Below are 24481 nucleotides of genomic sequence, written 5' to 3' on the forward strand. Positions count from 1 at the left end.
CCGGTGGATGGTATTTCCTTGACCAACTAAATTGTCTCTCCTTGACCTGTCGTTATGACCCCCCTCACATTTTATGCAAATAATTCGCGGCAATAAATAAGATCGTACGGCACAAAAAAACCGGCGCGATGGCCGGTTGTTCAGAGTGCTCAGGCAATAAACAGTTGTTACTACTTCGCTGCCTGCGGGTCGGTGTCGTATTCTGCGCAGGTCTGGTAGCCAGAGTTAATCACATGACCAGTATCGTCTAAAGCAACGAAATAGGTTTCAGCTTTACCATCTCGTTGACCCAGGATGTAGGTCTGACAGGTCCCGCGCGCATGGATCATGCTCACTTCTGAAGAAGGCTTACCGGCAATCTGCGCGACCTGCGCCCTGCTCATCCCTTTCTTCACATCTTTCACTACGGGCTGAACAAATTGGTCTTTGGTACGATCATAGGCCGTACACCCCGCCAGCATAGTCAAAACAGCCGCTGCACCCAGAATTCCTGTTAGATTCTTGTTCATTTTTTCGTCCTCTTGTTTTTCAGCGTGTTATGTAAGCCTGGAGCACAACAACGCATTTTTCAAGCAATCAGATGATACTTAGGCCGTTTCGGAAAATTCTATTAAAACAAAATGATGTTATATCAGGCCTGCATCCCTTGTCGTTTGGGCCTCAACGCGTTAGCTTTAACATATCATTTTATTTTTCACAGGGGGTTGCATGACTCTGCAGCAAGAGATAATCAAAGCGCTTGGCGCAAAACCGCACATTAATGCAGAAGAGGAAATTCGTCGCAGCGTAGATTTCCTGAAATCATACCTGCAAACCTACCCCTTTCTGAAATCACTGGTGTTGGGCATTAGCGGCGGACAAGACTCCACCCTCGCCGGAAAACTCTGCCAAATGGCCGTTTCCGAGCTCCGCCAGGAAACGGGGAATGACGCGCTACAATTTATTGCGGTGCGTTTACCGTATGGCGTTCAGGCTGACGAGCAGGACTGCCAGGATGCCATCGCCTTTATACAACCGGACCGCGTACTCACCGTCAATATTAAAGGCGCAGTGCTGGCCAGCGAGCAGGCTTTGCGTGAGGCGGGAATTGAGCTGAGTGATTTTGTGCGCGGCAACGAAAAAGCCCGTGAACGTATGAAGGCGCAATACAGTATCGCGGGCATGACCAGCGGCGTTGTCGTGGGTACCGATCATGCAGCAGAAGCGATCACCGGTTTCTTCACTAAATATGGCGATGGCGGTACTGACATCAACCCAATATTCCGTCTGAACAAGCGCCAGGGTAAACAGCTGCTTGCTGCGCTGGGTTGCCCGGAGCATTTATATAAGAAAGCTCCCACCGCCGACCTTGAAGACGATCGCCCTTCTCTGCCGGATGAAGCCGCATTGGGCGTGAGCTATGACAACATCGACGATTATCTGGAAGGAAAAACGCTGGATGCTGAAATAGCTGAAAAAATCGAAGGTTGGTATCTGAAGACTGAGCACAAACGTCGCCCCCCCATCACCGTGTTTGATGATTTCTGGAAAAAAGCATAATTTTTTCTGCCTAAGGCCGGGTAGCGCCCCTATTGCTGCTCTCCGGCCTTAGCAGCCTGATCATGCCGCTTTTTTAATCGCCCCTCAGCTGTTATACTGGATGGATAACCAGCAGCGGAGTGAAAAGTGGTACGGCGTCAATCAGCCCCTCGCCTGACATTAGAGGCAGCAGCAATTTATGAATACCCCGAGCATCTGCGCCCATTTTTGAGTGCGCTTCCCGCGGTGCCCGGCGTCTATCTGTTTCATAGCGAAAGCGACACCCTGCCGCTTTATATAGGCAAAAGCGTCAATATTCGCAGTCGCGTGTTGTCACACCTGCGTACCACGGACGAAGCGGCAATGCTGCGCCAGTCCAAACGCATTAGCTGGATTTGTACGGCTGGAGAAATTGGCGCCCTACTGTTAGAAGCGCGGCTTATCAAAGAGCAGCAGCCTCTGTTTAATAAACGGTTGCGACGCAATCGTCAGCTTTGCGCCCTGCAGCTTACCGACCAGACTGTTCAGGTTGTTTACGCACGAGATATTGATTTCTCCCATGCCCCCAATCTGTTTGGTTTGTTTGCCAATCGCCGTGCCGCGCTACAAACATTGCAAAGCATCGCCGATGAACAGCAACTGTGCTACGGCCTGTTGGGGTTGGAACCCCTGAGTCGCGGGCGCGCCTGCTTTCGCTCAGCGCTAAAGCGCTGCGCCGGAGCGTGCTGTGGGAAAGAGAGCCCGCAGGCGCATCATTCGCGTCTGCTTGAGGCGCTGGAAAGAGTGCGCGTCATCTGCTGGCCATGGAACAATGCCATTGCGCTGCAAGAAACCCGCGCTGAAATGACTCAGTACCATATCATCAATAACTGGTTTTGGCTGGGCGCCGTTGCAACGCTGGATGAGGCGACAACCCTGGCGAGAATGCCGGCTGGCTTTGACCATGATGGTTACAAAATTCTCTGCCGGCCTGTTCTGTCTGGCAAATATGACATTATTGAACTGAATCCGGAGAGTATCCCGGCATCCAGTTAATCTCGCTGAACAGCAGTTTCCCCTCGCGCTCCAACAGGCGCAGGGTGTGTTTACCGTCGTGCCAGCTCGCGCCCTGATCGGCCGTCAGCAGCTTCTCACCCAATTGCCAGGCGCCACTGATAACAAACACGACGCCGCCACGAGAACCAAAGGTCGTAAAAGTGCGATCGGCAACTCTGACTTTCGCCTGGCAAACATCTCGTCGGGTCATGATATTAAAATCCATCGACATCCGTCCTTCCGTCAGCTTTGCTTTTACTACCTTGTCACCAGCAAAAGTAAAAGGTTGATGCTGCTTCAGGGTGTGAGTGAAGATGTTCGCCTCTTCCAGGGTCACTTCACCTCCTTCCAGCAAGGTAATCACGCGTTCTACGCCCGGGAAAAGAGAAAACTCTCCGTTTGCTGCAAGAGAGGCGATACTCGCCCGCCAGTGAAAATCGCGTGTTGCTGGCGGAAAACAGCAAATCTCTCGCGTTTCTCCCGCCCCATTGCGCCACAGACTGACCGGCATTTTGCGGATATCGAAATATTCCATCACCCCTCCAGAAAGGCGTAGCACGTCAACCTGCCGTGAACAGCCAGCCATAAATCATCATTGTGATATTTACCCTGCAGAGTATCGTTATCGGCAACAGGGTTGATTTGCCTTAGTGCTGAATAGGGTATTTTGCAAAAAAATTAACGCTTCTCCTGGCGGGAAAGAAAAAACCCCCGATCCTGCCCACATCGTTAAACGTGTTGTGGACAAGAGCGGCGGTCTTGAGTTTGTTGCACACTGTGCGGCGCTGAACGCCGACACAGCATGACTGATTTAGTGTAGACGACTGGCGATTACTCGGCAGCTTCTGGCATTTTACCTTTCTGCGCCGGACGTTCTGTCAGACGCTTCTCAAAATTGGCATTAAACTGCTTTTTCTGTTCCGGCGTCAGAATGTTGTAAATCTTGTTCTGCGTTTCCATGTGCGCCAGCATGTTGGCTTTACGCTGTTCTTCCATCTTCGCAATTTGCGCTTCGGCTTTCGCTTTATCGAAGCTATCGCTGGCGATGATATCGTGCATGGCGCGGCGTTCTTCCAGCGGCGGACGCTTCATCTGATCGCGCTGGCCTTTCATAATTTCGCGAATCTGCTGTTTCTGCGCGTCGGTCAGGTTCAGGTCTTTGAACATCATGTCGTGATGCGGGGCGAACTTCCCGTTGTGATGCATCATTGGTTTGGCATCCGCTGGCGCAGCTGTTGTGGTGTCAGCAGCATGGGCCAGGTTTGCAGCGCCCAGCGCCAGGGTAGAGGCAACAAACAGAGCAGTCAGTTTACGCATAATTTCTATCCTTTCTTTCAGTTATTTTTACGACATTCATGCGACTTTGTGCAATGTGATGTCGTGTTGACGAGATTAACTTTACCGGCTTAAGCGTCAATTAATCAGAGCAACGGTAAAACAATGAAAGTGTAAAAAACAAACATTCATCAATTATGGAGAAAAAAAGAATAAATTGCGCAGAGTTGAAATGAAAAATTACAACCAGATGATTTTGAATGGATTATGAAGAACTATACCTGAACTGTGATTATTAAGAAAGCAACTTACCAGGAATAATCTGTAATAAATCTAAAGCGCACGTAAAAATAAGCCCTCAGAAATAAATCTGAGGGCGATTATATTTATCAAAGTCTTTCTAGCATCAATCCGGCACGTAAACCACAGGCCACATTTGGGTTCGGAAAAAGAACGTATTCAACGTCATGGGTGACGATAAAACGTTCATTTCCGTCCTGCGCCAGTAACGTTCCCTCGGTAAAGGGGGTAAAATTGAGCGTCTGGTTATCCATGTGGAGAATAAAATCGTCGCTACGCCGCGTAATCTGCGAGACCACGCGGTAGCGCAACGGAGATGTTTCTGCCGTAGACACTCGCTCGCCCCGCAGCAGCTGCGCCATCGCATCTGCTGTGCGCGCAAACTGGGTCAGATCGTTTTGCCCGAACGGCAGCGCTTTACCCAGTTCCAGCGTACAGGCCAGCGCGCCAAAATGTTCAGCGCTAAAATGGGTGAACGTACCACCTGGGGTCTGATGGAAAACCAATGCCTCCAGCCCCGCATCCCCCAGCCAACCCAAAAAGTTTTCGTCCCAGGCAACATTGCGTTGTGGCAACACGCCAAAGCGCAAATGCTGTGAGCCGCGAATGGCGGTGTGAAGATCCAGATGCCAGCGCACAGGCTCTTTCGCGCGCGAGTAAAAATCTGCCAGACACAGTTCAAGCTCATGGGCTCTGTGCGTCTCTTCACTCTCGGCAAAACTCTGCCATCGGCCACCAAACATACGGTTCAGATCGCTATGACAATAACGTTTTCCCGCGGCCAGCGCCTGCGGGTTACCGAGAATGACCAGCAGCCGCCATGTTAGCGCCAGCTCACCGTTAAACAGCCTGGTCAGCAATGAATCAAGTATTTCTACCGGCGCGGTTTCATTGCCATGAATTCCCGCAGAAAGCACCAGCGACTGTTCAACCGGCGCAGTTGGTGTCAGTTCCAGTACCCCGTAACCAAGCCATTGCCAGACAAAACCGTGAATTGTGCCCTGCGTTTTCTCAGGTGCGCTACCTGCGAGCGTCAGGGCCAGAAAATTATCCATGGCTCGTTCTCTCCTGCTGGAAGGGATAAACAGAGCCGAGATTGAGCAATTGCGTCAGCGTATCCAACGCTTCACGCCCTTCGCGCAACAACTGCGGATCCGCGAGGTCCGTTGCGACAAGGCGATCGCGATAGTAGCGGTCAACCCAGTTATTCAGCGTATTGAACAGCGTGTCGTTCATGATAACCGCCGGATTCACGGCCTGCAGCTCCTGTGGGGTAAGCACCACTCGCAGGCGTAAACAGGCAGGGCCGCCGCCGTTGGACATGCTTTCGCGCAAATCAAAGACCCGCAGGTCATCGATCGGATTGTCATCTGCAAGCAAGCGGCTCAGATATCGCCACACGCCCGCATGCTCCCGACACTCCTGCGGTAAAACCAGCATCATCGAACCGTCGTCACGACTCAGTAATTGGCTGTTAAACAAATAGGTTGTTACCGCATCCTGCACCGACACCTCCGCGGCAGGGACTTCCAGCGCGGTAAAACCGTCCACCTGACGGCGTAGTTGCTCTAACAACGTTTGCTGTCTGACAAACGCCTGCTGATGACAAAACAGCACCTGACGATTCGACACCGCAATCACATCGTTATGAAACACGCCAAGATCGATAACGTCCGGGTTTTGCTGAGCAAAAACAAGCTGATGCGGATTGACCTGATTCAGTCGGGCTACAGCCTCGCTGGCTTCACGAGATTGTCTCGCCGGATAGCGCCTCGGCTGTGACGCATTCCCCTCTTCACGACCGTAAATAAACAGTTGTACGCCGGGATCGCCATAATCCCCACCAAGGCGGTTATGGTTTGCCGCCCCTTCATCACCGAATAACGCAACCTGAGGCAATGCGCCGTGAATCGCAAAGGTATTTTCATCACGAAAAATCGAGCGTAACAACGCTTCGGTCGTCGGCGCTTCCAGCGAACGGTGGAACTTATTATTCAGATTCGCCACCGTTAAATGCACTTTCCCGTCCAGTGAATCTGCCGAAGGACAGACCGTTGCCGCATTCGCCACCCACATAGGTGATGCGGAGCTGGCGCTGGAGAGCCAGTGCGGCGCCTGACGCGCCACCTTGTCCAGAATCTGCTCATCACTGCCGCAAAAGCCCAACTGACGCAGCGCCGGGATATAGGGACGTTCATGAGGCGGGATCACCGCCTGAGGGAATCCCGCATCCGCCAGCGCTTTCATTTTTAACAAACCCTGCTTTGCCGCCAGACGAGGGTTCGACACCTGAAAACGGTGGCTGGTCGAAGCCTCATTACCAAATGACAGTCCCGCATAGTGGTGGGTGAGTCCCACCAGACCATCGAAATTGACCTCACGCGCTTTCATCGTTTATCCCCGCAAGAGAAATCCAGACCGGGGCTGAGCGCCGACGGCAGGGTTAAGGCCGGAGATTCCAAGCTCGCCATCGGCCAGGCGCAATAATCCGCGGCATACCACGCGCTGGCGCGATGGTTACCGGACGCGCCCACACCACCAAACGGTGCGGTGCTTGCCGCGCCGGTTAACGGTTTATTCCAGTTAACAATCCCGGCCCGCGCCTCCAGCAGGAGCTGATCAAACTGGCTGCGATCGGGTGAAACCAGCCCGCATGACAACCCAAAGCGGGTGTTGTTCGCCATACGAATCGCGTCATCAAAGCTGTCATAGCGCCAGACGCCGAGCAGAGGACCAAAAACCTCTTCATCGGGTACGTTTGCCACGTCGGTCAGTTCAATAATACCGGGGGTCAGCAGCGACGTTCCGGCTTTCACCATGCGTGGCGCCAGCAGCGTGCGCCCCCCCAACGACGCCAGACGTTGCCAGGCATCACAAACGTGCTGCGCGGCCTGTTCAGAAATCAGCCCGCCTAAAAACGGCTGCGGTTCCGCATCCCAGTGACCTGGCATTAGTCGTTGGCTGACTTCCACCAGACGCGCGAGGAACGCGTCTCCCTGCGCGCCGTTTTTAATCAACAGGCGACGGGCGCAGGTACAACGCTGCCCGGCGGTAACAAATGCGGATTGAATGGTCAGATGTACTGCCGCATCAATATCTTCCGGGTTCTCAATGATCAGCGGGTTGTTGCCGCCCATCTCCAGCGCAAGGATTTTTTCCGGCTGGCCGGATAACTGTCGATGCAGCTGATAACCGGTATTGGCACTGCCGGTAAACAGCAGACCATCCAGATCATCCAACGCGCTCAGCGCCTGCCCCGTTTCGCGTCCGCCCTGCACCAGATTCAGCACGCCCGGCGGCAATCCCGCCTGTTCCCACAGCTTTGTCACGGCTTCACCGGTCCACGGCGTCAGCTCGCTGGGCTTGAAAATCAACGTGTTGCCCGCCAGCAGAGCCGGAACAATATGGCCATTGGGCAAATGGCCAGGGAAGTTATACGGGCCAAATACCACCAGCACGCCGTGCGGCCGATGGCGCAACGTCGCCGCGCCATCCGGTAGTTCGCTGTGCTGCTCTCCGGTACGGGCATGGTAAGCTTTCACGGAAATAGCAATTTTATTGATCATCGCCGTCAGTTCAGTGGCGGCTTCCCAGCGCGGCTTGCCGGTTTCCCGGGCGATAATCTGCGTTAGCTCGGCTTTATTGCTTTCCAGCAATGAAGCAAATTTTTCGACAATAGCCTGACGCGCGCTAAAGGGGTGTTTAGCCCAACCGGCAAAGGCGGTGCGCGCAGCACGGCAAGCCTGCATCACCTGAGTCGCGTCGGCATCATTACCTTGCCACAGCACATCACCGCTTACCGGATTCGTTTTCACCCGACGCTCGCCAAGCCCCGTCACCCAGTCGCCGTTTATCCATAATGTCATGCTGTTTTCTCCTCTGCACAAAGACGCACAAAACGTACATGGTCGCCCGCGTGGCATTTCAGGGCGTCCAGTTGCGCCGCCGTCAGTACCAGACGTTGGGTATCCGGGTCAGCGCGAACCAATATGACGCGGAAGTTTTGATAGTTTTCATTAGCGACCAGACAGGCCGGGTAATCGCCGATCGCTGGCTGACCTTCCGCCACTTCCACCAGCCTGCTTTTACGAATAGCGCGAACGCGGTCGATATCGCATTCCAGCGTCGGCCCGCCATCGAAAATGTCGACATAGTTACGGTAGCGAAATCCTTCTTTCTCCAGCACCGCCCGCGCCGGAGCGGTTTGCGGATGTACCTGACCAATTACGCTTTGCGCTTCCTCAGACAGAAAATGGGTATAAATAGGATGCTTGGGCATCAGTTCAGCAATAAAGGCTTTTTGTCCGGTGCCGCAGAGAAAATCCGCCCGGCTGAATTCCATGGAGAAAAAGCGTTTGCCGAGGCTTTCCCAGAAGGGAGAGTAACCGTGCTCATCGATTACGCCGCGCATCTCGGCCACGACCTTTTCATTAAACCGGTCACGAAATGCCGCCATAAACATAAAGCGCGATTTAGACAACAAATAGCCGTTGCCCTCTTTACGCCAGTCGGGATCGAGAAACAGAGAGCAAAGCTCGCTGCTGCCCGTGTGATCGTTACTCAGAAACAGCGTCGGCAGCGCGTTATATACGTTCAGCTCTTTCGAGGCGTGCACCAGCGTGCCAACCCGATAGTTGTACCAGGGATCGTTAAGCCCTACCGCCACCTCGATGGCGCAAATCCCTGCCACGGTTCCGCTGGCGCTGTCTTCAAGTACAAAAACATAGCCTTGCTCACTTTTCGGCAACTCACCACGCCAGGTTTGTAGCGAGCGTTCGATACGCGCCATCAGCGTGGCTTCATTGGCCGGTAGCGAAGTCAACCCACCGCCGGTCTTACCGGCCAGTTGCATCAGCGCGGTGATATCAGCACGTTCAATAGGACGAATCACCATCATGATGAACCTCCTGCTTTAATGCGTTCGCAGGCCAGCGCAAAGCGATCCAGTCCGCTAGCAACCTCTTCTTCGCTGACGTTTAACGCTGGCGCAAAGCGCACCACGTTAGCGCCAGCGATCAGCACCATCACTCCGGCATTGGCCGCCTCTTGCGAGATGAGTTTCGCTTTCCCGGCAAATTCCGCGTTCAGTACGCAGCCGATCAGCAGGCCGAGCCCACGAATTTCACTAAACAGTCCAAAACGTTCGTTAATAGCGTTAATACGCTCCACAAACCAGTCGTGACGCTGCTTAACACCGTTGAGCATATCCGGGGTGTTAACAATCTCCAGCAGTTTGCCCGCCACCGCCGTGGCCAGCGGGTTTCCGCCGTATGTTGTACCGTGCGTACCAACCGTCATCACGCTGGCACAGTCTGCTGTCGCCAATAACGCGCCGATGGGGAAACCGCCGCCCAACGCTTTGGCTGTCGTCAGCAGGTCTGGCGTAACGCCATAGTGCATATAGGCATACAGTTCGCCGGTACGACCCACACCGGTCTGGACTTCGTCAAAAATCAGCAGCGCATTGTGGCGATCGCATAATTCACGCAGCCCCTGTAAGAAGTCATTTGTTGCTGGTACGACGCCGCCTTCCCCCTGCACCGGTTCAACGATGACCGCACAGGTGGTGTCATCAATCAGTTGGCGGGCGGAGTCGAGATCGTTATAGACGGCATGGCGGATATCCGGCGGAAGCGGCGCGAAATCTTGTGAATAAGCGGGCTGCCCTCCGGCGCTGACGGTGAACAGTGTGCGGCCATGGAAAGCATTTTTAAACGCCACGATGCCGCTCTTCTGGCTGCCAAAACGATCGTGAGCATATTTACGCGCCAGCTTTAATGCCGCTTCGTTAGCCTCCGCGCCGGAGTTACAGAAGAAAACACGCTCGGCGAAGGTGGCATCAATCAGCTTTTTCGCCAGACGCAGCACCGGCTCGTTGGTGTAGCCATTTCCCGTGTGCCAGAATTTGCTCGCCTGGTCGTTTAATGCCTCGCGCAATGCCGGATGGGCGTGCCCCAGCGCGTTAACCGCAATGCCTCCCGCGAAATCGATATACTCTTTACCCTGCTGATCCCACAGACGTGAACCTTCACCACGCACCGGAATAAAAGGAGCCGGGGCATATACGGGCATCATCCATTCATCAAAATTTTCACGCGTAATTGACAGAGACATAGCGACCTCAATAGTAAATAAAAGGTTATTTATATGTTAATAAATATAGTGTTTGCGGTGTAAATGTAGATTGCAGGGTTCGTGCCAGCCAGCAAAAAAAGTGCATAAACAAAGGTCGGTGACGGAATATCAATAGGTTACAACGTGGCGATATTCACTTAATGTGCATATAAAGTGAATATGTTTGCGCATCAGGCGACTAAATAGAGGAAAAACCGCAGTTTTATTCAGTTGCCAAATATAATTCTGGAATTGTGATCGTATACGAAATTTATCGGAAATTATTGCTCTGTTCTGACGCGCTTCGCGCCAAAACGGTGCAGTTTTTGCTCCATCGTTAACACCATTGGCAATCATTGTTGGAATCAGGTGACAAGAAGCAGTCAGCCAGCGGAAATTCTGCTACCATCCTTGCACTATTCATCTTGCAAAACGGCAGCGACTATGAAATTTGTCTCTTTTAATATCAACGGCCTGCGTGCCCGTCCTCATCAACTGGCAGCCATTGTCGAAAAACACCAACCGGATGTGATTGGCTTACAGGAGACAAAAGTCCACGACGACATGTTCCCTCTCGAAGAGGTAGCAAAGCTGGGTTACAACGTCTTTTATCATGGTCAGAAAGGTCATTACGGCGTGGCGCTGCTAACGAAAGAAACGCCAATCGCAGTGCGTCGTGGCTTCCCGGACGATGGCGAAGAAGCGCAGCGTCGTATCATCATGGCGGAAATTCCCTCTCCTCTGGGCAGCATTACCGTGATCAACGGCTATTTCCCGCAGGGCGAAAGCCGTGACCACGAAACCAAATTTCCGGCCAAGGCCGCGTTTTACCAGAATCTACAAAACTATCTGGAGACTGAACTGAAACACGACAATCCGGTCTTGATCATGGGCGATATGAACATCAGCCCAACCGATCTCGATATCGGCATTGGCGAGGAAAACCGTAAACGCTGGCTGCGTACCGGTAAATGTTCCTTCCTGCCGGAAGAGCGTGAGTGGATGGAGCGCCTGCTGGGCTGGGGCCTGGTGGATACCTATCGTCATGCTTATCCTGAAAAAAATGACCAGTTCTCGTGGTTTGATTACCGCTCCAAAGGCTTTGATGATAACCGTGGCCTGCGTATCGATCTGCTGTTAGCGAGCAACCCACTGGCGGAGCGCTGCGAAGAAACCGGCATCGACTATGAGATCCGCAGCATGGAAAAACCGTCCGATCATGCGCCGGTATGGGCAAAATTCCGCGTCTGACCTCCTGCGATTTGTCACTCTCCGGGCCTCGCCTGGAGAGTCTGTTTATTCTGTGTAAAATCAATAAATCGACGGTAATACATTGTTGTGTCCGGGAATTTATTATATCTTCGCGCGCACTTTTCGCTGACGAAAACGCTGCATTACACTCGGTTTTACAGGAGAACCCCCATGAAAAAGAAGTTCGCATAACGCAGAATATCGACTGCTGATTGTCACAGTCCTGTTCTGCGTTCTGGCGGGAGTTTTCCATTATTTCGGCCTGACCGACCTGATAACCAATTTCCATCATTTACAAAACGTCATCCGCCAAAGCGGTATGTTCGGCTATACGCTTTACATCTTGCTGTTTATCATCGCTGCGCTGTGTCTGATCCCCGGCAGTATTCTGGTGATCGTCGGCGGTGTGCTGTTTGGCCCTGTGGCAGGGACGCTTGTCTCGTTAGTGGCGGCAACCGTCGCCTCGGCGCTGTCGTTTTTGCTGGCTCGCTGGCTTGGTCGGGAACTACTGCTGAAATACGTTGGGCACACGGCGACTTTTCAGGCAATCGAGAAAGGCATTGCCCATAGCGGATTGGACTTTCTGATCCTGACCCGACTCGTACCATTGTTCCCCTATAATATTCAAAATTACGCCTATGGACTGACGGCGATTCCGTTCTGGTCATTTACGGTGATATCTGCGGTAACCACCTTGCCCGGCATCTTTATCTATACGCTGATGTCGCACGAACTGGCCAGCGAAGGCATGACTCTGGCATTTATCGGCAAACTCAGCGTTGCGGGCCTGGCGTTATTCATTCTTATTCAGGCGGCAAAAGCCTGGGCCAGATATAAACATATCGATCCGTCGTCCAGCCACGAGTGTGCAGGTAAATGACAAAGCTGAACAAAGCGCGATTAACCCACTATTACCGGGCAGGATTGATAGTTGTGCTGCTGCTCGCGCTGATGGCATGGGCGTGGATACCTGGCGTCAGTGATTTTCTCCGGGGCAGCCTGGCGGCGTTTACTACGCTGGATCAACACGCGCTCGAGAACTTCATTCGTTCGTATGGGACCCAGGCTGCGGTTGTATCGTTCTTCCTGATGATCTTACAGGCCATCGTCGCGCCGCTTCCCGCCTTTGTGATTACGTTTGCCAATGCCTCGCTGTTTGGCGCGTTTTGGGGCGGTGTACTGTCCTGGAGCAGCGCGATGGTCGGCGCAGCGCTGTGTTTTTTTATTGCCCGCGTTTTGGGTCGCAGTGCGGTGGAAAAGCTGACCGGGAAAACGGTGCTGAACAACATGGACGCTTTTTTCGAACGTTATGGCAAGCACACTATTCTCATCTGTCGCCTGTTACCTTTTGTGCCCTTCGACCCGGTAAGCTATGCCGCGGGCCTGACCTCGATTCGTTTTCGCCACTTTCTCCTCGCCACCGGCTTCGGTCAGTTACCCGCCACGATTGTCTATTCGTGGGCCGGTAGCCTGTTAACCGGCGGTACATTTTGGTTTGTTACCGGCCTGTTCATCCTGTTTGCCCTGAGCGTGGTGATTGCAGGAGCAAGAAGCCTTTACCTTGAGCGTCAACGGAAGAAAACCTGAGACATACGCCATTTTTAGCAATGGAGATATTATGCGTTACTGCTTATTGTGCCTAAGTTTGCTGCTCTGCCCGCTGGCGGCTTTTTCCCAGGACGCCAGCTGGCAGCAAATCAAAAATGACGCCCGCGGTCAGACGGTATGGTTCAACGCCTGGGGTGGCGATAACGCCGTTAATCAGTATCTCGACTGGGTTAGCGGCGAGATGAAAACGCACTATGCCATTAACCTGAAAATTGTGCGGCTGGCGGATGCCGCCGACGCCGTTAAACGCATCCAGACCGAGGCGGCGTCCGGGCGAACAACCGGCGGATCTGTCGACTTATTATGGGTAAACGGTGAAAACTTCCGCACATTAAAAGAAGCGGGTCTGCTGCAAACCCAGTGGGCGCAGGCGTTACCTAACTGGCGCTATGTTGATACCCGGAAACCGGTCAGTGAAGACTTTGCCATCCCCACGGAAGGGGCAGAATCGCCATGGGGCGGCGCACAGCTAACCTTCATTGCCCGGCGCGATCTCACCGCCCAGCCGCCGCAATCCCCGCAGGCGTTGCTTGAATTTGCGCAGGCACACCCTGGCACAGTTACCTACCCGCGCCCGCCAGACTTTACCGGAACGGCTTTTCTCGAGCAGTTGCTGATTATGCTCACCACGGAACCGCAAGCATTGAAAGTTGCGCCCGATGCAGCCACATTCGCCAACGTTACCGCTCCGTTATGGCATTATCTTGACGCTCTACACCCTTCACTATGGCGTGAAGGCAAAGATTTTCCTCCCACGCCTGCGCGGATGGATGCGTTGCTGAATACCGGTACGTTGCGCTTATCATTGACCTTTAACCCAGCCCACGCGCAGCAAAAAATGGCCAGCGGCGAATTGCCTAAAACCAGCTATAGTTTTGGTTTCTCACAGGGCATGATCGGCAACGTGCATTTTGTCACTATTCCGGCAAATGCTCGCGCCAGCGCCGGAGCAAAAGTCGTGGCAAACTTCCTGCTTTCTCCCGAAGCGCAGTTGCGTAAAGCTGACCCTGCTATCTGGGGAGACCCTTCGGTGCTTGATCCGCAAAAACTGCCCAACCAACAGCGTAACGCACTGCTGGCGTATACCCCGCAAGGACTCCCTGCCGTACTGCCAGAACCACATGCTGCCTGGATAAATGCACTGGAACAAGAATGGCTACGCCGCTACGGTACGCATTAATTCTGTTGCTGTGGGGCATCATGACGGCAGTTTATCTGCCGCTGGTGCCAGCAACGTTCTCTCTGCTAGCCCCAGCGCTTCGCACCACGCACTGGCTGGCGCTCTTTGACGATCCTCAACTCTGGCAGGCGTTGCTGGCAACGCTGGTTTCCGTAAGCCTCGCGGCTCTGGGTGCCCTGACCATTACGCTGTTGGCGATCCTCTTTTTGTGGCCTGGCGCTGGCTGGGCGCGATTGTGCACGCGCCTGCCCTTGCTGCTGGCGATCCCGCACGTCGCATTCGCGACCAGCATGCTGTTGATTTTTGCCGAAGGCGGTATGCTTTGGCAGTGGCTGCCCTTTCTCAACGCGCAACCGGACCGCTATGGAGTTGGGCTTGGCATCACGCTGGCGGTGAAAGAGAGCGCCTTTTTGTTGTGGATCCTCTCAGCCCTGTTGAGTGAAAAACAACTTTCACAGCAGGTTATCGTCCTGGATTCGCTGGGTTACAGCCGTTTGCAATGCCTGAACTGGCTGGTTCTGCCCTCCATCGCCCCTGCGTTAGGCAAAGCCATGCTGGCCGTCGTGGCCTGGTCACTCTCCGTTGTGGATGTGGCCATCGTCCTTGGCCCCGGCAATCCGCCCACGCTTGCTGTGCTTAGCTGGCAATGGCTCAGCCAGGGCGATGCCGAACAACAGGCCAAAGGCGCACTCGCCAGCCTGCTGCTGGTGTTGCTGCTATTTATCTTCGCGCTGGTGGGCTATCTGTTCTGGCGTGGCTGGCAGCGCACAATTCCGGCAGTAAACGGAATACGCCTGCGTTTTACGTCCACAACAATCGCACAGCCGCTGGTACAACTTTTGCTCATCAGCGGAGTAGTATGCACCCTGGTGCTGGCGCTTTCCGCCAACTCTTCATCGCTCAACAGTGAGGCGCTCAGCAATAGTCTGCAACTGGGGCTCATCTCCAGCGTGCTGGGGTTACTGATGCTCTTTGCGTGGCTGGAATGGGGACCGCAAACCGGACACCGTTGGGTCTGGCTGCCCATTATCCTGCCCGCGCTGCCGCTGGTCACCGGACAGTATCTGTTGGCGTTATATACCGGACAAGATGGGCTGATGACGACCATCATCTGGGGCCACCTGCTGTGGGTGATGCCGTGGATGCTGTTTGTGCTCAAACCGGCGTGGCAACGCATTGACCCACGATTGATTTTGATTGCACAAACGCTGGGCTGGACACGAGGTCGCATATTTTGGCGGGTAAAATGCCCGCTGCTGTTACGCCCGGCACTGGTCGCCTTCGCGGTTGGCTTCTCGGTCAGTATTGCCCAATATATGCCAACGCTATGGTTAGGGGCCGGACGCTATCCCACCCTGACCACCGAGGCGGTGGCATTAAGCAGCGGCGGCAGCACGGCTGTTTTAGCGACACAGGCGCTATGGCAGCTTCTGTTACCGCTATTCGTTTTCGTACTGGCGGCGCTTTTCGCCGCGTGGCTTGGCCGCTTTCGACAAGGACTCCGTTAATGCTCATCGTTCAAAGCCTTTCAGTGTACCGGGGCGCGACAACGCTACTGAAAGATGTGAACTTCCAGGTTAGCAAAAGTGACATTGTCACTATTATGGGACCTTCCGGTAGCGGTAAGTCTTCGCTTTTTTCGTGGATGGTCGGCGCATTGTCTCCTCAGTTTCAGGCTTCAGGCGAACTGTGGCTCAACGAACGACGTATAGACACGCTGCCCACCGCGCAGCGCCAGATTGGCATTCTGTTCCAGGATGCGTTGTTGTTTGACCATTTCAGCGTTGGGCAGAATTTACTGCTAGCCTTACCCGCCAGCCTGCAAGGATCCGCCAGACGCCATACTGTTGAAAACGCCCTTACGCGCGCGGACCTGGCTGGATTTTATCATCGCGATCCGGCCTCGCTCTCCGGCGGCCAACGATCGCGTGTCGCCCTGCTGCGCGCCCTGCTGGCTCAGCCTCAAGCGCTACTGCTCGATGAACCCTTTAGCAGACTGGATGCGTCGCTACGCGATACCTTTCGCCAGTGGGTCTTTACCGAGGTGCGCAAGCTGAATATTCCGGTGGTACAAGTTACGCATGACGCGCAGGATGTCCCGTCAGCAGGCCGTGTATTACAGATGGAAAACTGGGCGTGAATGTGGCGATATGCTGCGTTAACGCAAGGTTTTTACTTAACCGGCGGCACAGAATGTCGTCTTCTTTTTTCAACGTCGGGCTATTCGATGAAACGTGTTTCTCAAATGACCGCGCTGGCACTGGCTTTAGGGCTCGCTTGCGCTTCTTCCTGGGCTGCTGAAACAGCACAGACGCTCACCCTCAACCAGTTACAGCAAAAGCAAGGCGCGGCGATCGATACCCGTCAGAGCGCTTTTTACAACGGCTGGCCACAATCGCTCAATGGTCCTTCCGGACACGAACCCTCCGCACTGAATCTGTCTGCCGCCTGGCTCGACAAAATGAATGATGAACAACTCAATGCGTGGGTGAAGGCGCATCAGCTAAAAACCGATACGCCGGTGGCGTTGTATGGTAGCGATAGCGAGATGCAGGCCGTTAAATCCCGCCTGCAGAAAGTCGGTTTTAGCCATATTTCAACCCTCAGCGACGCCCTTGCGGATCCTGGCCGCCTGCAACGTCTGCCGCACTTCGAACAACTGGTTTACCCGCAGTGGCTGCACGACCTGCAGCAGGGAAAAGAAGTGACCGCCAAACCTTCGGGTGACTGGAAAGTGATTGAAGCCGCCTGGGGCGCGCCGAAGCTGTATCTGCTCAGTCATATTCCCGGTGCAGGATACATTGATACCAACGAAGTCGAGAGCGAACCACTGTGGAATAAAGTTTCCGACGCGCAACTCAAAGCCATGCTGGCAAAACATGGTATTCGCCACGACACCACGGTGATTTTATACGGTCGTGATGTCTATGCCGCCGCGCGCGTGGCGCAAATCATGTTGTATGCAGGCGTGAAAGATGTGCGTCTGCTCGACGGCGGGTGGCAAACCTGGTCAGATTCAGGTTTACCGGTGGAACGCGGAACGCCGCCGACGGTGAAAGCGGCTCCTGATTTTGGCGTTGCTATCCCTGCCCAACCACAACTGATGCTGAATACGGAACAGGCTCGCGGCCTGCTGCATCGCCAGGATGCGTCGCTGGTCAGCATCCGCTCGTGGCCTGAGTTTATTGGTACCACCAGCGGCTATAGCTACATCAAGCCAAAAGGTGAGATCGCAGGCGCACGCTGGGGCCACGCGGGGAGTGATTCCACGCATATGGAAGATTTTCATAACCCGGACGGCACCATGCGCAGCGCGGATGATATCGCCGCCATGTGGAAACAGTGGAATATCACGCCAGACCAGCAGGTTTCTTTCTACTGCGGCACCGGCTGGCGTGCTTCAGAAACGTTTATGTATGCCCGCGCGATGGGCTGGAAAAACGTCTCTGTTTACGACGGTGGCTGGTATGAGTGGAGCAGCAATCCGAAAAACCCGGTCGCCAGCGGTGAACGGGGTCCGGACAGCAGCAAGTAATATGGTCACCCTTGCCGGATAAGCGCATCCGGCAACACAAGACGTTACGCCTGACGCTGAACCGCTTTCAGCGTCACATATCCGCTCCAGATCCGAGTGAACGTCGTCATCCAGCACAGCGCGCCAAAGACCCACGCCAGCACGGCAAAAGATTCCGGGAACAAACAGCCCAAAACAAACAGCAAAATAGTCTCAGTGCCTTCAGTTAGCCCCCCCAGATAATAAAACGATTTATGCGCGTAGCCTGGGTTATCAATATCGTGTTTCGCTGCCAGGGCCGCGAAGGCGAGGAAGCTGCTGCCAGTGCCAATAAACGCAAATAACAGCCAGCCCCCAGCCAGTGCATTCTGCGCAGGTGCGGCAAGAATAAAACCAAACGGTACCAGGGCGTAAAACAGAAAATCGAGTGAGATATCGAGAAATCCTCCCGCGTCGGTTAGCCCTCTGCGCCGCGCCAGCGCCCCGTCCAGTCCGTCAAACAAGCGATTAAGCACAATGACCACCAGCGCCGCCAGATACCAGCCTAACGCCAGAAATGGCAGGGCCAATACGCCAATAGCAAAACCGACCAGCGTCAGACCATCCGGGGTAATCGCAGGTTTATCAATAATGCCCACACAGCGATGCAACAGCGGTTTTAACCGTGGATGAAGATGACGGTCAAGCATGTGGGCGTCCTTTAAAACTGTCGCACAATCCTTGCGAAGGAATATCGAGGGCGGCATTAAAACGCGCCGAGAGATTTTGAAACGCAATCAGCGCGGTCATTTCAGTAATGACGTCATCGGTAAAATGCTGCTTCATTTGCGTTTTCAGCGCATCGTCAACCTGCGGTGGCGTGGCGGTCACCGCATCCGCATAGGCCAGCGCTATGCGCTCTTCTGCATTAAACAACGCTGATTCTTGCCAGTTGGCGACCTGCAAGACTTTATCCAGCGCGCCACAGCATTCCGCCAGCCGTAAGCTGTTGGCATCAACACAGAAGGCGCAATGACATACCTGAGAAACGCGGGTCATTAACAATGCGCGCATCACCGGCGTTAAGCGCGCCTTTTTACGCTCCAGAAACCCGACAAACAGCGCCACCAGCCAGAACAGAAACGGCATCCGCCCCCACCAGCGCGTGGGATGCAGCACATCGCCATAATGTTTTTTCTGCGTCGCGACGAGCGGTTGCAAACTGGAGGGAATACGCGTTAACGGACTTACCCACGAGTGAGGATCGTTCAACGATGACTCCTGAATACTTTAGATAACTCAAAGATAAATATAGTATGTCATTTTCTGCTGTTAGATCTTGATGAATATGATGAAAACCCTCGACGTGGTCGCCGCGATCATTGAACGTGATGGCAAAATTTTACTGGCTCAGCGTTCGCCGGATGCGGATCAGCCAGGCATGTGGGAATTTGCTGGCGGTAAAGTTGAGTCGGGCGAAAGTCAGTCTCAGGCTCTGGTGCGTGAACTGCGTGAAGAATTAGGCATCGACGCAGTCGTTGGGCGCTATATCGCCAGCCATCAACGTGAGGTTTCAGGCCGGCTGATTCATTTACATGCCTGGCATGTACCGTCTTTTCAGGGAGAACTGAATGCGTATGAACACCAGGATATGGTCTGGTGTTCACCCGAAGAGGCGCGGCGTTATCCGCTGGCGCCTGCCGATATCCCGCTGTTAGAAGCCTTTATTCTTTTACGCGCCGCCAGACCAGCGGATTCGTGCTGATCGTTTTATCATCGCGTTGGCACTGAAGCAGCACACCATCCGCTTTGATCACCGCCCCTTCGGAATAGTTTTGATCCTGATAAATACAGCACTGACTACAAGGCTGCGCTCGCTGCCCGCTGGAACTGAACACTTCCGGCGGCACATTCACCTGCACATCCGGGCGATAAAGCTGATTTGCCAGCGTCGCGCTGGACACCAGTACCAACGCTCCTGCCATGATTAAACGGCGCATATTCTTTCCTTTGTGACTGACAGTTATGCTCAGTATAACGGTATAAATCGGCAGAAACTTTAGTCCCGCCCGTCATCGTTTTTGGTTATGACCCACGCCGCGATATTAATTTACTTAGCGGGGTTAATTTTTTCTTGCGTCCCGTCACGCTGCTGGTGGTATAGTCAAAAACTGCAAAACACTTAACACAAATATCAAAAATATAACCATATCAATACATAAGAGGTTTTTATATCTATGGATCAGACATGTTCTCTGGAGTCGTTTCTTAACCATGTACAAAAGCGCGACCCAAACCAAACCGAGTTCGCGCAAGCCGTTCGTGAAGTGATGACGACGCTGTGGCCCTTCCTTGAGCAAAACCCACGTTATCGCCAGATGTCGCTGCTGGAGCGTCTGGTTGAGCCGGAGCGCGTGATCCAGTTCCGCGTAGTCTGGCTCGACGATCGTAATCAGGTGCAGGTTAACCGTGCGTGGCGCGTGCAGTTTAGCTCCGCCATTGGCCCATACAAAGGCGGTATGCGTTTCCACCCTTCCGTAAACCTGTCGATCCTGAAATTCCTCGGTTTCGAGCAGACCTTTAAAAATGCCCTCACCACGCTGCCGATGGGCGGGGGTAAAGGCGGGAGTGACTTCGACCCGAAAGGTAAAAGCGAAGGTGAAGTGATGCGTTTCTGCCAGGCGCTGATGACCGAGCTGTTCCGCCATTTAGGTCCCGATACCGACGTTCCGGCGGGCGATATCGGCGTGGGTGGTCGTGAAGTCGGCTTTATGGCCGGGATGATGAAAAAACTGTCCAACAACAGCGCCTGCGTCTTTACCGGTAAAGGTCTCTCTTTCGGCGGCAGCCTGATCCGCCCGGAAGCGACCGGCTATGGCCTGGTGTACTTCACCGAAGCGATGCTTAAACGTCATGGCCTCAGCTTTGAAGGCATGCGCGTGGCGGTCTCTGGCTCCGGTAACGTTGCACAATTCGCCATTGAGAAAGCCATGGAATTTGGCGCCCGGGTGGTGACCGCTTCCGACTCCAGCGGCACAGTGGTCGACGAAAGTGGATTTACCAAAGAAAAACTGGCGCGTCTGTGCGCGATCAAAGACAGCCGTGACGGTCGCGTGGCGGATTACGCCCGGGAGTTTGGCCTGACCTATCTCGAAGGCAAGCAGCCGTGGTCGGTTCCGGTCGATATCGCCCTGCCGTGCGCCACCCAGAACGAACTTGATGTCGACGCGGCGCGCGTACTGATCGCCAACGGCGTGAAAGCTGTCGCCGAAGGGGCCAACATGCCGACCACCATCGAAGCCACCGACCTGTTCCTCGAAGCGGGCGTTCTGTTCGCGCCGGGTAAAGCCGCCAACGCCGGTGGCGTAGCGACCTCCGGTCTGGAAATGGCGCAAAACGCCGCACGTCTGGGCTGGAAAGCGGAGAAAGTGGACGCGCGCCTGCACCACATCATGCTGGATATTCACCATGCCTGCGTTGAATACGGCGGCGAAAGCAAACAAACCAACTACGTACGTGGCGCCAATATCGCGGGCTTCGTGAAGGTTGCCGACGCGATGCTGGGCCAGGGTGTGATTTAATATTGTCTCTGTAGAACCGTAGGCCGGATAAGGCACGGGTGCCGCATCCGGCAAAGCCTGATGGCGCTACGCTTATCAGGCCTACAGACTTACACGCCTGCCTCTTCGGATGGCGGGCTTTTTTTCGCCGGGCGTTTACGCGGCGCGCTCTTTTTCTTATCGCCACCACTGCCACCCGGCGCGACAATTCCCCGGAAGCGCCGTACCGGCGTACTGCGCGCCTGATCGATAAGCTGATACAGCGTTCCCACCAGCGGCTGCATGAAATCCTGATAACGACACTGTTTTTCGCTGATTTGGGTCAGAATAGATTCCCAGTGCGCGGTCATATCCGGACGCGTCGCCATTTCCGGCAGAGAGTGAAACAACGCTTTTCCGGCATCGGTCGAATGGATATAGCGCCCTTTTTTCACCAGGAATCCGCGTTTAAACAGCAGCTCGATAATCCCGGCGCGCGTCGCTTCCGTACCTAATCCATCCGTGGCGCGCAGGATCTTTTTCAGATCTTTATCCTGCACAAAGCGCGCAATCCCGGTCATCGCTGACAGCAACGTCGCATCGGTAAAATGGCGTGGCGGCTGAGTCTGACGTTCAACCACTTCGCCTTTTTCGCACAGCAATTCATCGTCTTTAGCCACCACCGGCAACGGCGTCCCGTCGTTATCTTCATCGCGCTCCTTATTGCCAAGCAGCGTGCGCCATCCGGCCTCCGCCAGAAAACGCGCTTTGGCGACAAACTTGCCTTTGGCAATATCCAGCTCAATAACGCACTTGCGGAATACCGCATCCGCACAAAACTGCATCAGATACTGGCGCGCAATCAGGTTGTAAATTTTCGCTTCGTTGTCATTCAGGTTGATGGACGAACTGCGCGCGGTAGGAATGATGGCGTGGTGGGCATCCACCTTTTTATCGTCCCAGCAGCGGTTTCGCGTATCGGGATCCACCGCGGGTTGCGGAAGCAGATCCGGCGCATGAACGCTAATTGCGTTCATTACCGCATGACGTCCGGCAAAATGTTCTTCCGGCAGATAACGGCTATCCGAACGCGGATAGGTAATCAATTTATGGGTTTCATACAGTTTCTGGCAGATATCCAGAACGTTCTGCGCGCTCAAACCAAAGCGTTTCGCCGCTTCAATCTGCAACGCCGACAGCGAAAACGGCAGCGGCGCGGATTCTGATTCCCGTTTATCGTTATAGCTGGTAACGAGCGCCGGCTGCCCGCTAATACGGTTCACCACGTGTTCGGCCAGCGTACGATTCAGCAAGCGCCCTTCTTCGTCCTGATACGGCTCACATGCTTCGCTGGGCTGCCAGATAGCGGTAAACCGCTCATCGGCGGGCGTCACGATATGCGCTTTCACTTCAAAGAAATCTTTGGCGACGAAGTTTTCAATCTCTTCATCGCGACGCACAACCAGGCCGAGCACCGGCGTCTGTACGCGCCCGACCGAGAGCACACCCTGATAGCCTGCGTTTCGCCCAAGAATGGTGTAAGCACGGGTCATATTGATGCCGTACAGCCAGTCTGCCCGCGCCCGCGCCAGGGCCGACACGCACAGCGGGATGAACTCACTGTTGGCCCGCAGACGCTCAATAGCCCGTTCGACAGCCTGCGGGTTGAGGTCGTTGATCAGACAACGTTGCACCTGCTGGCGCTTTTCGGGAGCCAGTTGCAGGTAATCCAGCACTTCATCCACCAGCAGTTGTCCTTCACGATCGGGGTCTCCTGCGTGAATAACTTCGCTGGCTTCATGCAAAAAGCGCTTGATAACGTTGAGCTGTTTGGTCACCGAAGGACGCGGCTGCAGTTGCCACTTTTCCGGGACAATCGGCAGATCGACCAAACTCCAGCGCGCATAACGGCTGTCGTAGGCGTCTGGCTGCGCCTGTTCAAGCAGGTGACCAATACACCAGGTCACCACTTGTCCGTTTCCGCATTCAATAAAGCCGTCACCTTTGCGATGCGGCTTTGGCAGCACATCGGCGATAGCGCGCGCCAGACTCGGTTTTTCGGCAATAAACAACCGCATCGAGTTAACGGATCTCAACCATGGCGCGACCGCCACGAGCTTCCACTAACTCACCAATCGCAGTGAGATCGATACCAAACTGCGCCGCTGCCGCTTTCACTTCGGCTTCCGCTTCCGGCGTTACCGCCAGCAGCAAACCACCGGAAGTTTGCGGATCGCAGAGCAGGTCGCGAACCGGCTGCGGCATTTCACCCATCAGGTGTCCGTAGCTGGCAAAGTTACGCTGGGTACCGCCCGGCACCGCGCCCTGCGCGATGTACTCTTCAACGCCAGGAAGCTTAGGAATATCCTGGTAGACAATCTGCGCCTGAATGCCTGCGCCCTGACACATCTCGCTCAGATGTCCCAGCAGACCAAAACCGGTAACGTCGGTCATGGCTTTCACGCCCTCGATATCGGCAAATGCCGCACCGGCAATGTTCATCCGACACATCACTTCCGTCGCCAGCCCTTTGTGCTCCGGCTTCAGCAGCGATTTTTTCTCTGCGGTTGTCAGGACGCCAATGCCCAGAGGTTTGGTCAGGAACAGCTTGCATCCCGCCTCGGCGGTGCTGTTTTTCTTCACGCGTTCAGTCGGCACAACGCCGGTAACCGCAAGACCGAAGATAGGCTCCGGGGCATCGATAGAGTGACCGCCCGCCAGCGCGATACCCGCCTGACGGCAGGCAAAGCGTCCGCCTTCGGTCACTTCACGGGCGATTTCCGGCGCCAGCTTATCCAGCGGCCAGCCCAGAATAGCAATTGCCATAATCGGTTTGCCGCCCATAGCAAAAATATCGCTGATGGCGTTGGTGGCGGCAATACGGCCAAAATCAAACGGATTATCGACAATCGGCATAAAGAAATCGGTGGTGCTGATAACGCTGGTGCCATTACCCAAATCGTAGACAGCGGCGTCATCGCGGGTTTCATTACCCACGAGTAAGTTTGGATCAACGAACTTCGCCTGCTCGCTGTGCAGGATGGTTTCCAGCACTTTAGGGGAAATTTTACAACCGCAACCGGCTCCGTGGCTGTATTGCGTTAAACGAATAGCTTGCTCGCTCATGGACATCTCCTGTCATTGCAATTCGGATATGGTAGCGCTCAT

24 protein-coding genes are annotated in these 24481 nt (G+C 54.3%); 11 read left to right on the forward strand and 13 right to left on the reverse strand.

The annotated features are described in order from the left end of the window. Positions 1–170: 170 nt before the first annotated feature. Positions 171–509: an osmotically-inducible lipoprotein OsmE gene (osmE, locus tag FDW97_RS01200; RefSeq protein ID WP_006684842.1), complete on the reverse strand. Its 339-nt coding sequence runs from the start codon at positions 507–509 to the stop codon at positions 171–173. Positions 510–708: 199 nt separating this feature from the next. Here osmE and nadE point away from each other — a divergent pair, with 199 nt between their 5' ends. Both nadE and cho read left to right on the forward strand, forming a co-directional pair. After that, positions 709–1539: an ammonia-dependent NAD(+) synthetase gene (gene nadE, locus FDW97_RS01205; RefSeq protein WP_137350539.1), complete on the forward strand. Its 831-nt coding sequence runs from the start codon at positions 709–711 to the stop codon at positions 1537–1539. 126 nt (positions 1540–1665) lie between these two features. Then, positions 1666–2553, forward strand: coding sequence for an excinuclease Cho (gene cho, locus FDW97_RS01210; protein ID WP_069324271.1), 888 nt, complete (start codon positions 1666–1668; stop codon positions 2551–2553). Here cho and ves read toward each other — a convergent pair. From ves to FDW97_RS01245, 7 genes are all read right to left on the reverse strand, one after another. Further along, entirely contained in the window at positions 2513–3088 is a 576-nt protein-coding gene (gene ves, locus FDW97_RS01215; RefSeq protein ID WP_069324272.1) for an environmental stress-induced protein Ves, read from the reverse strand. The genes cho and ves overlap by 41 nt on opposite strands. Positions 3089–3384: 296 nt before the next feature. Then, positions 3385–3870 (reverse strand): ATP-independent periplasmic protein-refolding chaperone Spy, encoded by a 486-nt coding sequence (spy, locus tag FDW97_RS01220; protein WP_006684847.1) that lies wholly within the window; start codon positions 3868–3870, stop codon positions 3385–3387. Between the two features lie 347 nt (positions 3871–4217). Next, positions 4218–5183, reverse strand: a complete 966-nt coding sequence (gene astE / locus FDW97_RS01225) for a succinylglutamate desuccinylase (RefSeq protein WP_137350540.1) — start codon at positions 5181–5183, stop codon at positions 4218–4220. Then, a complete protein-coding gene (gene astB, locus FDW97_RS01230; protein ID WP_137350541.1) occupies positions 5176–6519 on the reverse strand; it encodes an N-succinylarginine dihydrolase in 1344 nt (447 codons plus the stop codon). Before astB ends, astE begins: the two co-directional genes overlap by 8 nt. Then, complete coding sequence (gene astD / locus FDW97_RS01235) at positions 6516–7994, reverse strand: succinylglutamate-semialdehyde dehydrogenase (protein ID WP_137350542.1); 1479 nt, start codon at positions 7992–7994, stop codon at positions 6516–6518. Before astD ends, astB begins: the two co-directional genes overlap by 4 nt. Then, positions 7991–9025, reverse strand: a complete 1035-nt coding sequence (gene astA / locus FDW97_RS01240; protein ID WP_137350543.1) for an arginine N-succinyltransferase — start codon at positions 9023–9025, stop codon at positions 7991–7993. The genes astD and astA overlap by 4 nt, the downstream gene beginning before the upstream one ends. Next, entirely contained in the window at positions 9022–10242 is a 1221-nt protein-coding gene (locus tag FDW97_RS01245) for an aspartate aminotransferase family protein (RefSeq protein WP_085049504.1), read from the reverse strand. Before FDW97_RS01245 ends, astA begins: the two co-directional genes overlap by 4 nt. Before the next feature lie 444 nt (positions 10243–10686). On the opposite strand from FDW97_RS01245, the gene xthA reads away from it, so the two are divergent. The 7 genes from xthA to FDW97_RS01290 all read left to right on the forward strand — a co-directional run bounded on the left by xthA (position 10687) and on the right by FDW97_RS01290 (position 17816). Further along, positions 10687–11493: an exodeoxyribonuclease III gene (gene xthA / locus FDW97_RS01260; protein ID WP_137350544.1), complete on the forward strand. Its 807-nt coding sequence runs from the start codon at positions 10687–10689 to the stop codon at positions 11491–11493. 223 nt (positions 11494–11716) lie between these two features. Next, positions 11717–12373, forward strand: coding sequence for a TVP38/TMEM64 family protein (locus FDW97_RS01265; protein ID WP_170973240.1), 657 nt, complete (start codon positions 11717–11719; stop codon positions 12371–12373). Then, the gene (locus FDW97_RS01270; protein ID WP_137350545.1) at positions 12370–13080 is read left to right on the forward strand and encodes a TVP38/TMEM64 family protein; all 711 of its coding nucleotides are present in this window, start codon (positions 12370–12372) and stop codon (positions 13078–13080) included. Before FDW97_RS01265 ends, FDW97_RS01270 begins: the two co-directional genes overlap by 4 nt. 31 nt (positions 13081–13111) lie before the next feature. Further along, entirely contained in the window at positions 13112–14281 is a 1170-nt protein-coding gene (locus FDW97_RS01275) for an ABC transporter substrate-binding protein (protein WP_137350546.1), read from the forward strand. Continuing rightward, entirely contained in the window at positions 14254–15789 is a 1536-nt protein-coding gene (locus tag FDW97_RS01280; protein WP_137350547.1) for a thiamine ABC transporter permease, read from the forward strand. Before FDW97_RS01275 ends, FDW97_RS01280 begins: the two co-directional genes overlap by 28 nt. Next, complete coding sequence (locus FDW97_RS01285) at positions 15789–16421, forward strand: ATP-binding cassette domain-containing protein (protein ID WP_085049508.1); 633 nt, start codon at positions 15789–15791, stop codon at positions 16419–16421. Before FDW97_RS01280 ends, FDW97_RS01285 begins: the two co-directional genes overlap by 1 nt. Before the next feature lie 87 nt (positions 16422–16508). Further along, positions 16509–17816 (forward strand): sulfurtransferase, encoded by a 1308-nt coding sequence (locus tag FDW97_RS01290; RefSeq protein ID WP_137350548.1) that lies wholly within the window; start codon positions 16509–16511, stop codon positions 17814–17816. Between the two features lie 44 nt (positions 17817–17860). Here the strand turns inward: FDW97_RS01290 and FDW97_RS01295 are convergent, their stop codons facing one another. Beyond that, entirely contained in the window at positions 17861–18484 is a 624-nt protein-coding gene (locus FDW97_RS01295) for a CDP-alcohol phosphatidyltransferase family protein (protein ID WP_137350549.1), read from the reverse strand. After that, the gene (locus FDW97_RS01300; RefSeq protein WP_137350550.1) at positions 18477–19046 is read right to left on the reverse strand and encodes a carboxymuconolactone decarboxylase family protein; all 570 of its coding nucleotides are present in this window, start codon (positions 19044–19046) and stop codon (positions 18477–18479) included. The genes FDW97_RS01295 and FDW97_RS01300 overlap by 8 nt, the downstream gene beginning before the upstream one ends. 79 nt (positions 19047–19125) lie before the next feature. Here FDW97_RS01300 and FDW97_RS01305 point away from each other — a divergent pair, with 79 nt between their 5' ends. Beyond that, on the forward strand, positions 19126–19539 hold the full coding sequence (locus FDW97_RS01305; protein WP_162620741.1) for a pyrimidine (deoxy)nucleoside triphosphate diphosphatase: 414 nt from the start codon (positions 19126–19128) through the stop codon (positions 19537–19539). Here FDW97_RS01305 and FDW97_RS01310 read toward each other — a convergent pair. After that, positions 19499–19759 carry a YnjH family protein gene (locus tag FDW97_RS01310; RefSeq protein ID WP_170973239.1) on the reverse strand — a complete coding sequence of 87 codons (261 nt, stop codon included), beginning with the start codon at positions 19757–19759 and terminating at the stop codon, positions 19499–19501. The two genes, FDW97_RS01305 and FDW97_RS01310, sit on opposite strands and share 41 nt — an antisense overlap. Before the next feature lie 252 nt (positions 19760–20011). Between FDW97_RS01310 and gdhA the strand changes: the two genes are divergently transcribed. Next, entirely contained in the window at positions 20012–21355 is a 1344-nt protein-coding gene (gdhA, locus tag FDW97_RS01315; protein ID WP_038640089.1) for an NADP-specific glutamate dehydrogenase, read from the forward strand. Positions 21356–21444: 89 nt separating this feature from the next. On the opposite strand, the gene topB is transcribed toward gdhA, so the two are convergent. Next, positions 21445–23391: a DNA topoisomerase III gene (topB, locus tag FDW97_RS01320; protein ID WP_038640087.1), complete on the reverse strand. Its 1947-nt coding sequence runs from the start codon at positions 23389–23391 to the stop codon at positions 21445–21447. Positions 23392–23395: 4 nt separating this feature from the next. Then, a complete protein-coding gene (gene selD / locus FDW97_RS01325) occupies positions 23396–24439 on the reverse strand; it encodes a selenide, water dikinase SelD (protein WP_038640086.1) in 1044 nt (347 codons plus the stop codon). Positions 24440–24481: the final 42 nt, after the last annotated feature.

Source organism: Citrobacter sp. wls708, assembly GCF_005281255.1.
GTDB classification, from domain to species: Bacteria; Pseudomonadota; Gammaproteobacteria; order Enterobacterales; family Enterobacteriaceae; genus Citrobacter; species Citrobacter werkmanii.

What these genes read in the sequence shown, in the direction of transcription:
- spy (WP_006684847.1), bottom strand. Translation starts at nt 3,870, where the DNA reads ATGCGTAAACTGACTGCTCTGTTTGTTGCCTCTACCCTGGCGCTGGGC.
- FDW97_RS01285 (WP_085049508.1), top strand. Translation starts at nt 15,789, where the DNA reads ATGCTCATCGTTCAAAGCCTTTCAGTGTACCGGGGCGCGACAACGCTA.
- FDW97_RS01245 (WP_085049504.1), bottom strand. Translation starts at nt 10,242, where the DNA reads ATGTCTCTGTCAATTACGCGTGAAAATTTTGATGAATGGATGATGCCC.
- astE (WP_137350540.1), bottom strand. Translation starts at nt 5,183, where the DNA reads ATGGATAATTTTCTGGCCCTGACGCTCGCAGGTAGCGCACCTGAGAAA.
- astB (WP_137350541.1), bottom strand. Translation starts at nt 6,519, where the DNA reads ATGAAAGCGCGTGAGGTCAATTTCGATGGTCTGGTGGGACTCACCCAC.
- xthA (WP_137350544.1), top strand. Translation starts at nt 10,687, where the DNA reads ATGAAATTTGTCTCTTTTAATATCAACGGCCTGCGTGCCCGTCCTCAT.
- ves (WP_069324272.1), bottom strand. Translation starts at nt 3,088, where the DNA reads ATGGAATATTTCGATATCCGCAAAATGCCGGTCAGTCTGTGGCGCAAT.
- nadE (WP_137350539.1), top strand. Translation starts at nt 709, where the DNA reads ATGACTCTGCAGCAAGAGATAATCAAAGCGCTTGGCGCAAAACCGCAC.
- astD (WP_137350542.1), bottom strand. Translation starts at nt 7,994, where the DNA reads ATGACATTATGGATAAACGGCGACTGGGTGACGGGGCTTGGCGAGCGT.
- FDW97_RS01295 (WP_137350549.1), bottom strand. Translation starts at nt 18,484, where the DNA reads ATGCTTGACCGTCATCTTCATCCACGGTTAAAACCGCTGTTGCATCGC.
- FDW97_RS01275 (WP_137350546.1), top strand. Translation starts at nt 13,112, where the DNA reads ATGCGTTACTGCTTATTGTGCCTAAGTTTGCTGCTCTGCCCGCTGGCG.
- FDW97_RS01270 (WP_137350545.1), top strand. Translation starts at nt 12,370, where the DNA reads ATGACAAAGCTGAACAAAGCGCGATTAACCCACTATTACCGGGCAGGA.
- osmE (WP_006684842.1), bottom strand. Translation starts at nt 509, where the DNA reads ATGAACAAGAATCTAACAGGAATTCTGGGTGCAGCGGCTGTTTTGACT.
- selD (WP_038640086.1), bottom strand. Translation starts at nt 24,439, where the DNA reads ATGAGCGAGCAAGCTATTCGTTTAACGCAATACAGCCACGGAGCCGGT.
- FDW97_RS01280 (WP_137350547.1), top strand. Translation starts at nt 14,254, where the DNA reads ATGGCTACGCCGCTACGGTACGCATTAATTCTGTTGCTGTGGGGCATC.
- astA (WP_137350543.1), bottom strand. Translation starts at nt 9,025, where the DNA reads ATGATGGTGATTCGTCCTATTGAACGTGCTGATATCACCGCGCTGATG.
- FDW97_RS01310 (WP_170973239.1), bottom strand. Translation starts at nt 19,759, where the DNA reads ATGGCAGGAGCGTTGGTACTGGTGTCCAGCGCGACGCTGGCAAATCAG.
- topB (WP_038640087.1), bottom strand. Translation starts at nt 23,391, where the DNA reads ATGCGGTTGTTTATTGCCGAAAAACCGAGTCTGGCGCGCGCTATCGCC.
- FDW97_RS01290 (WP_137350548.1), top strand. Translation starts at nt 16,509, where the DNA reads ATGAAACGTGTTTCTCAAATGACCGCGCTGGCACTGGCTTTAGGGCTC.
- gdhA (WP_038640089.1), top strand. Translation starts at nt 20,012, where the DNA reads ATGGATCAGACATGTTCTCTGGAGTCGTTTCTTAACCATGTACAAAAG.
- FDW97_RS01305 (WP_162620741.1), top strand. Translation starts at nt 19,126, where the DNA reads ATGAAAACCCTCGACGTGGTCGCCGCGATCATTGAACGTGATGGCAAA.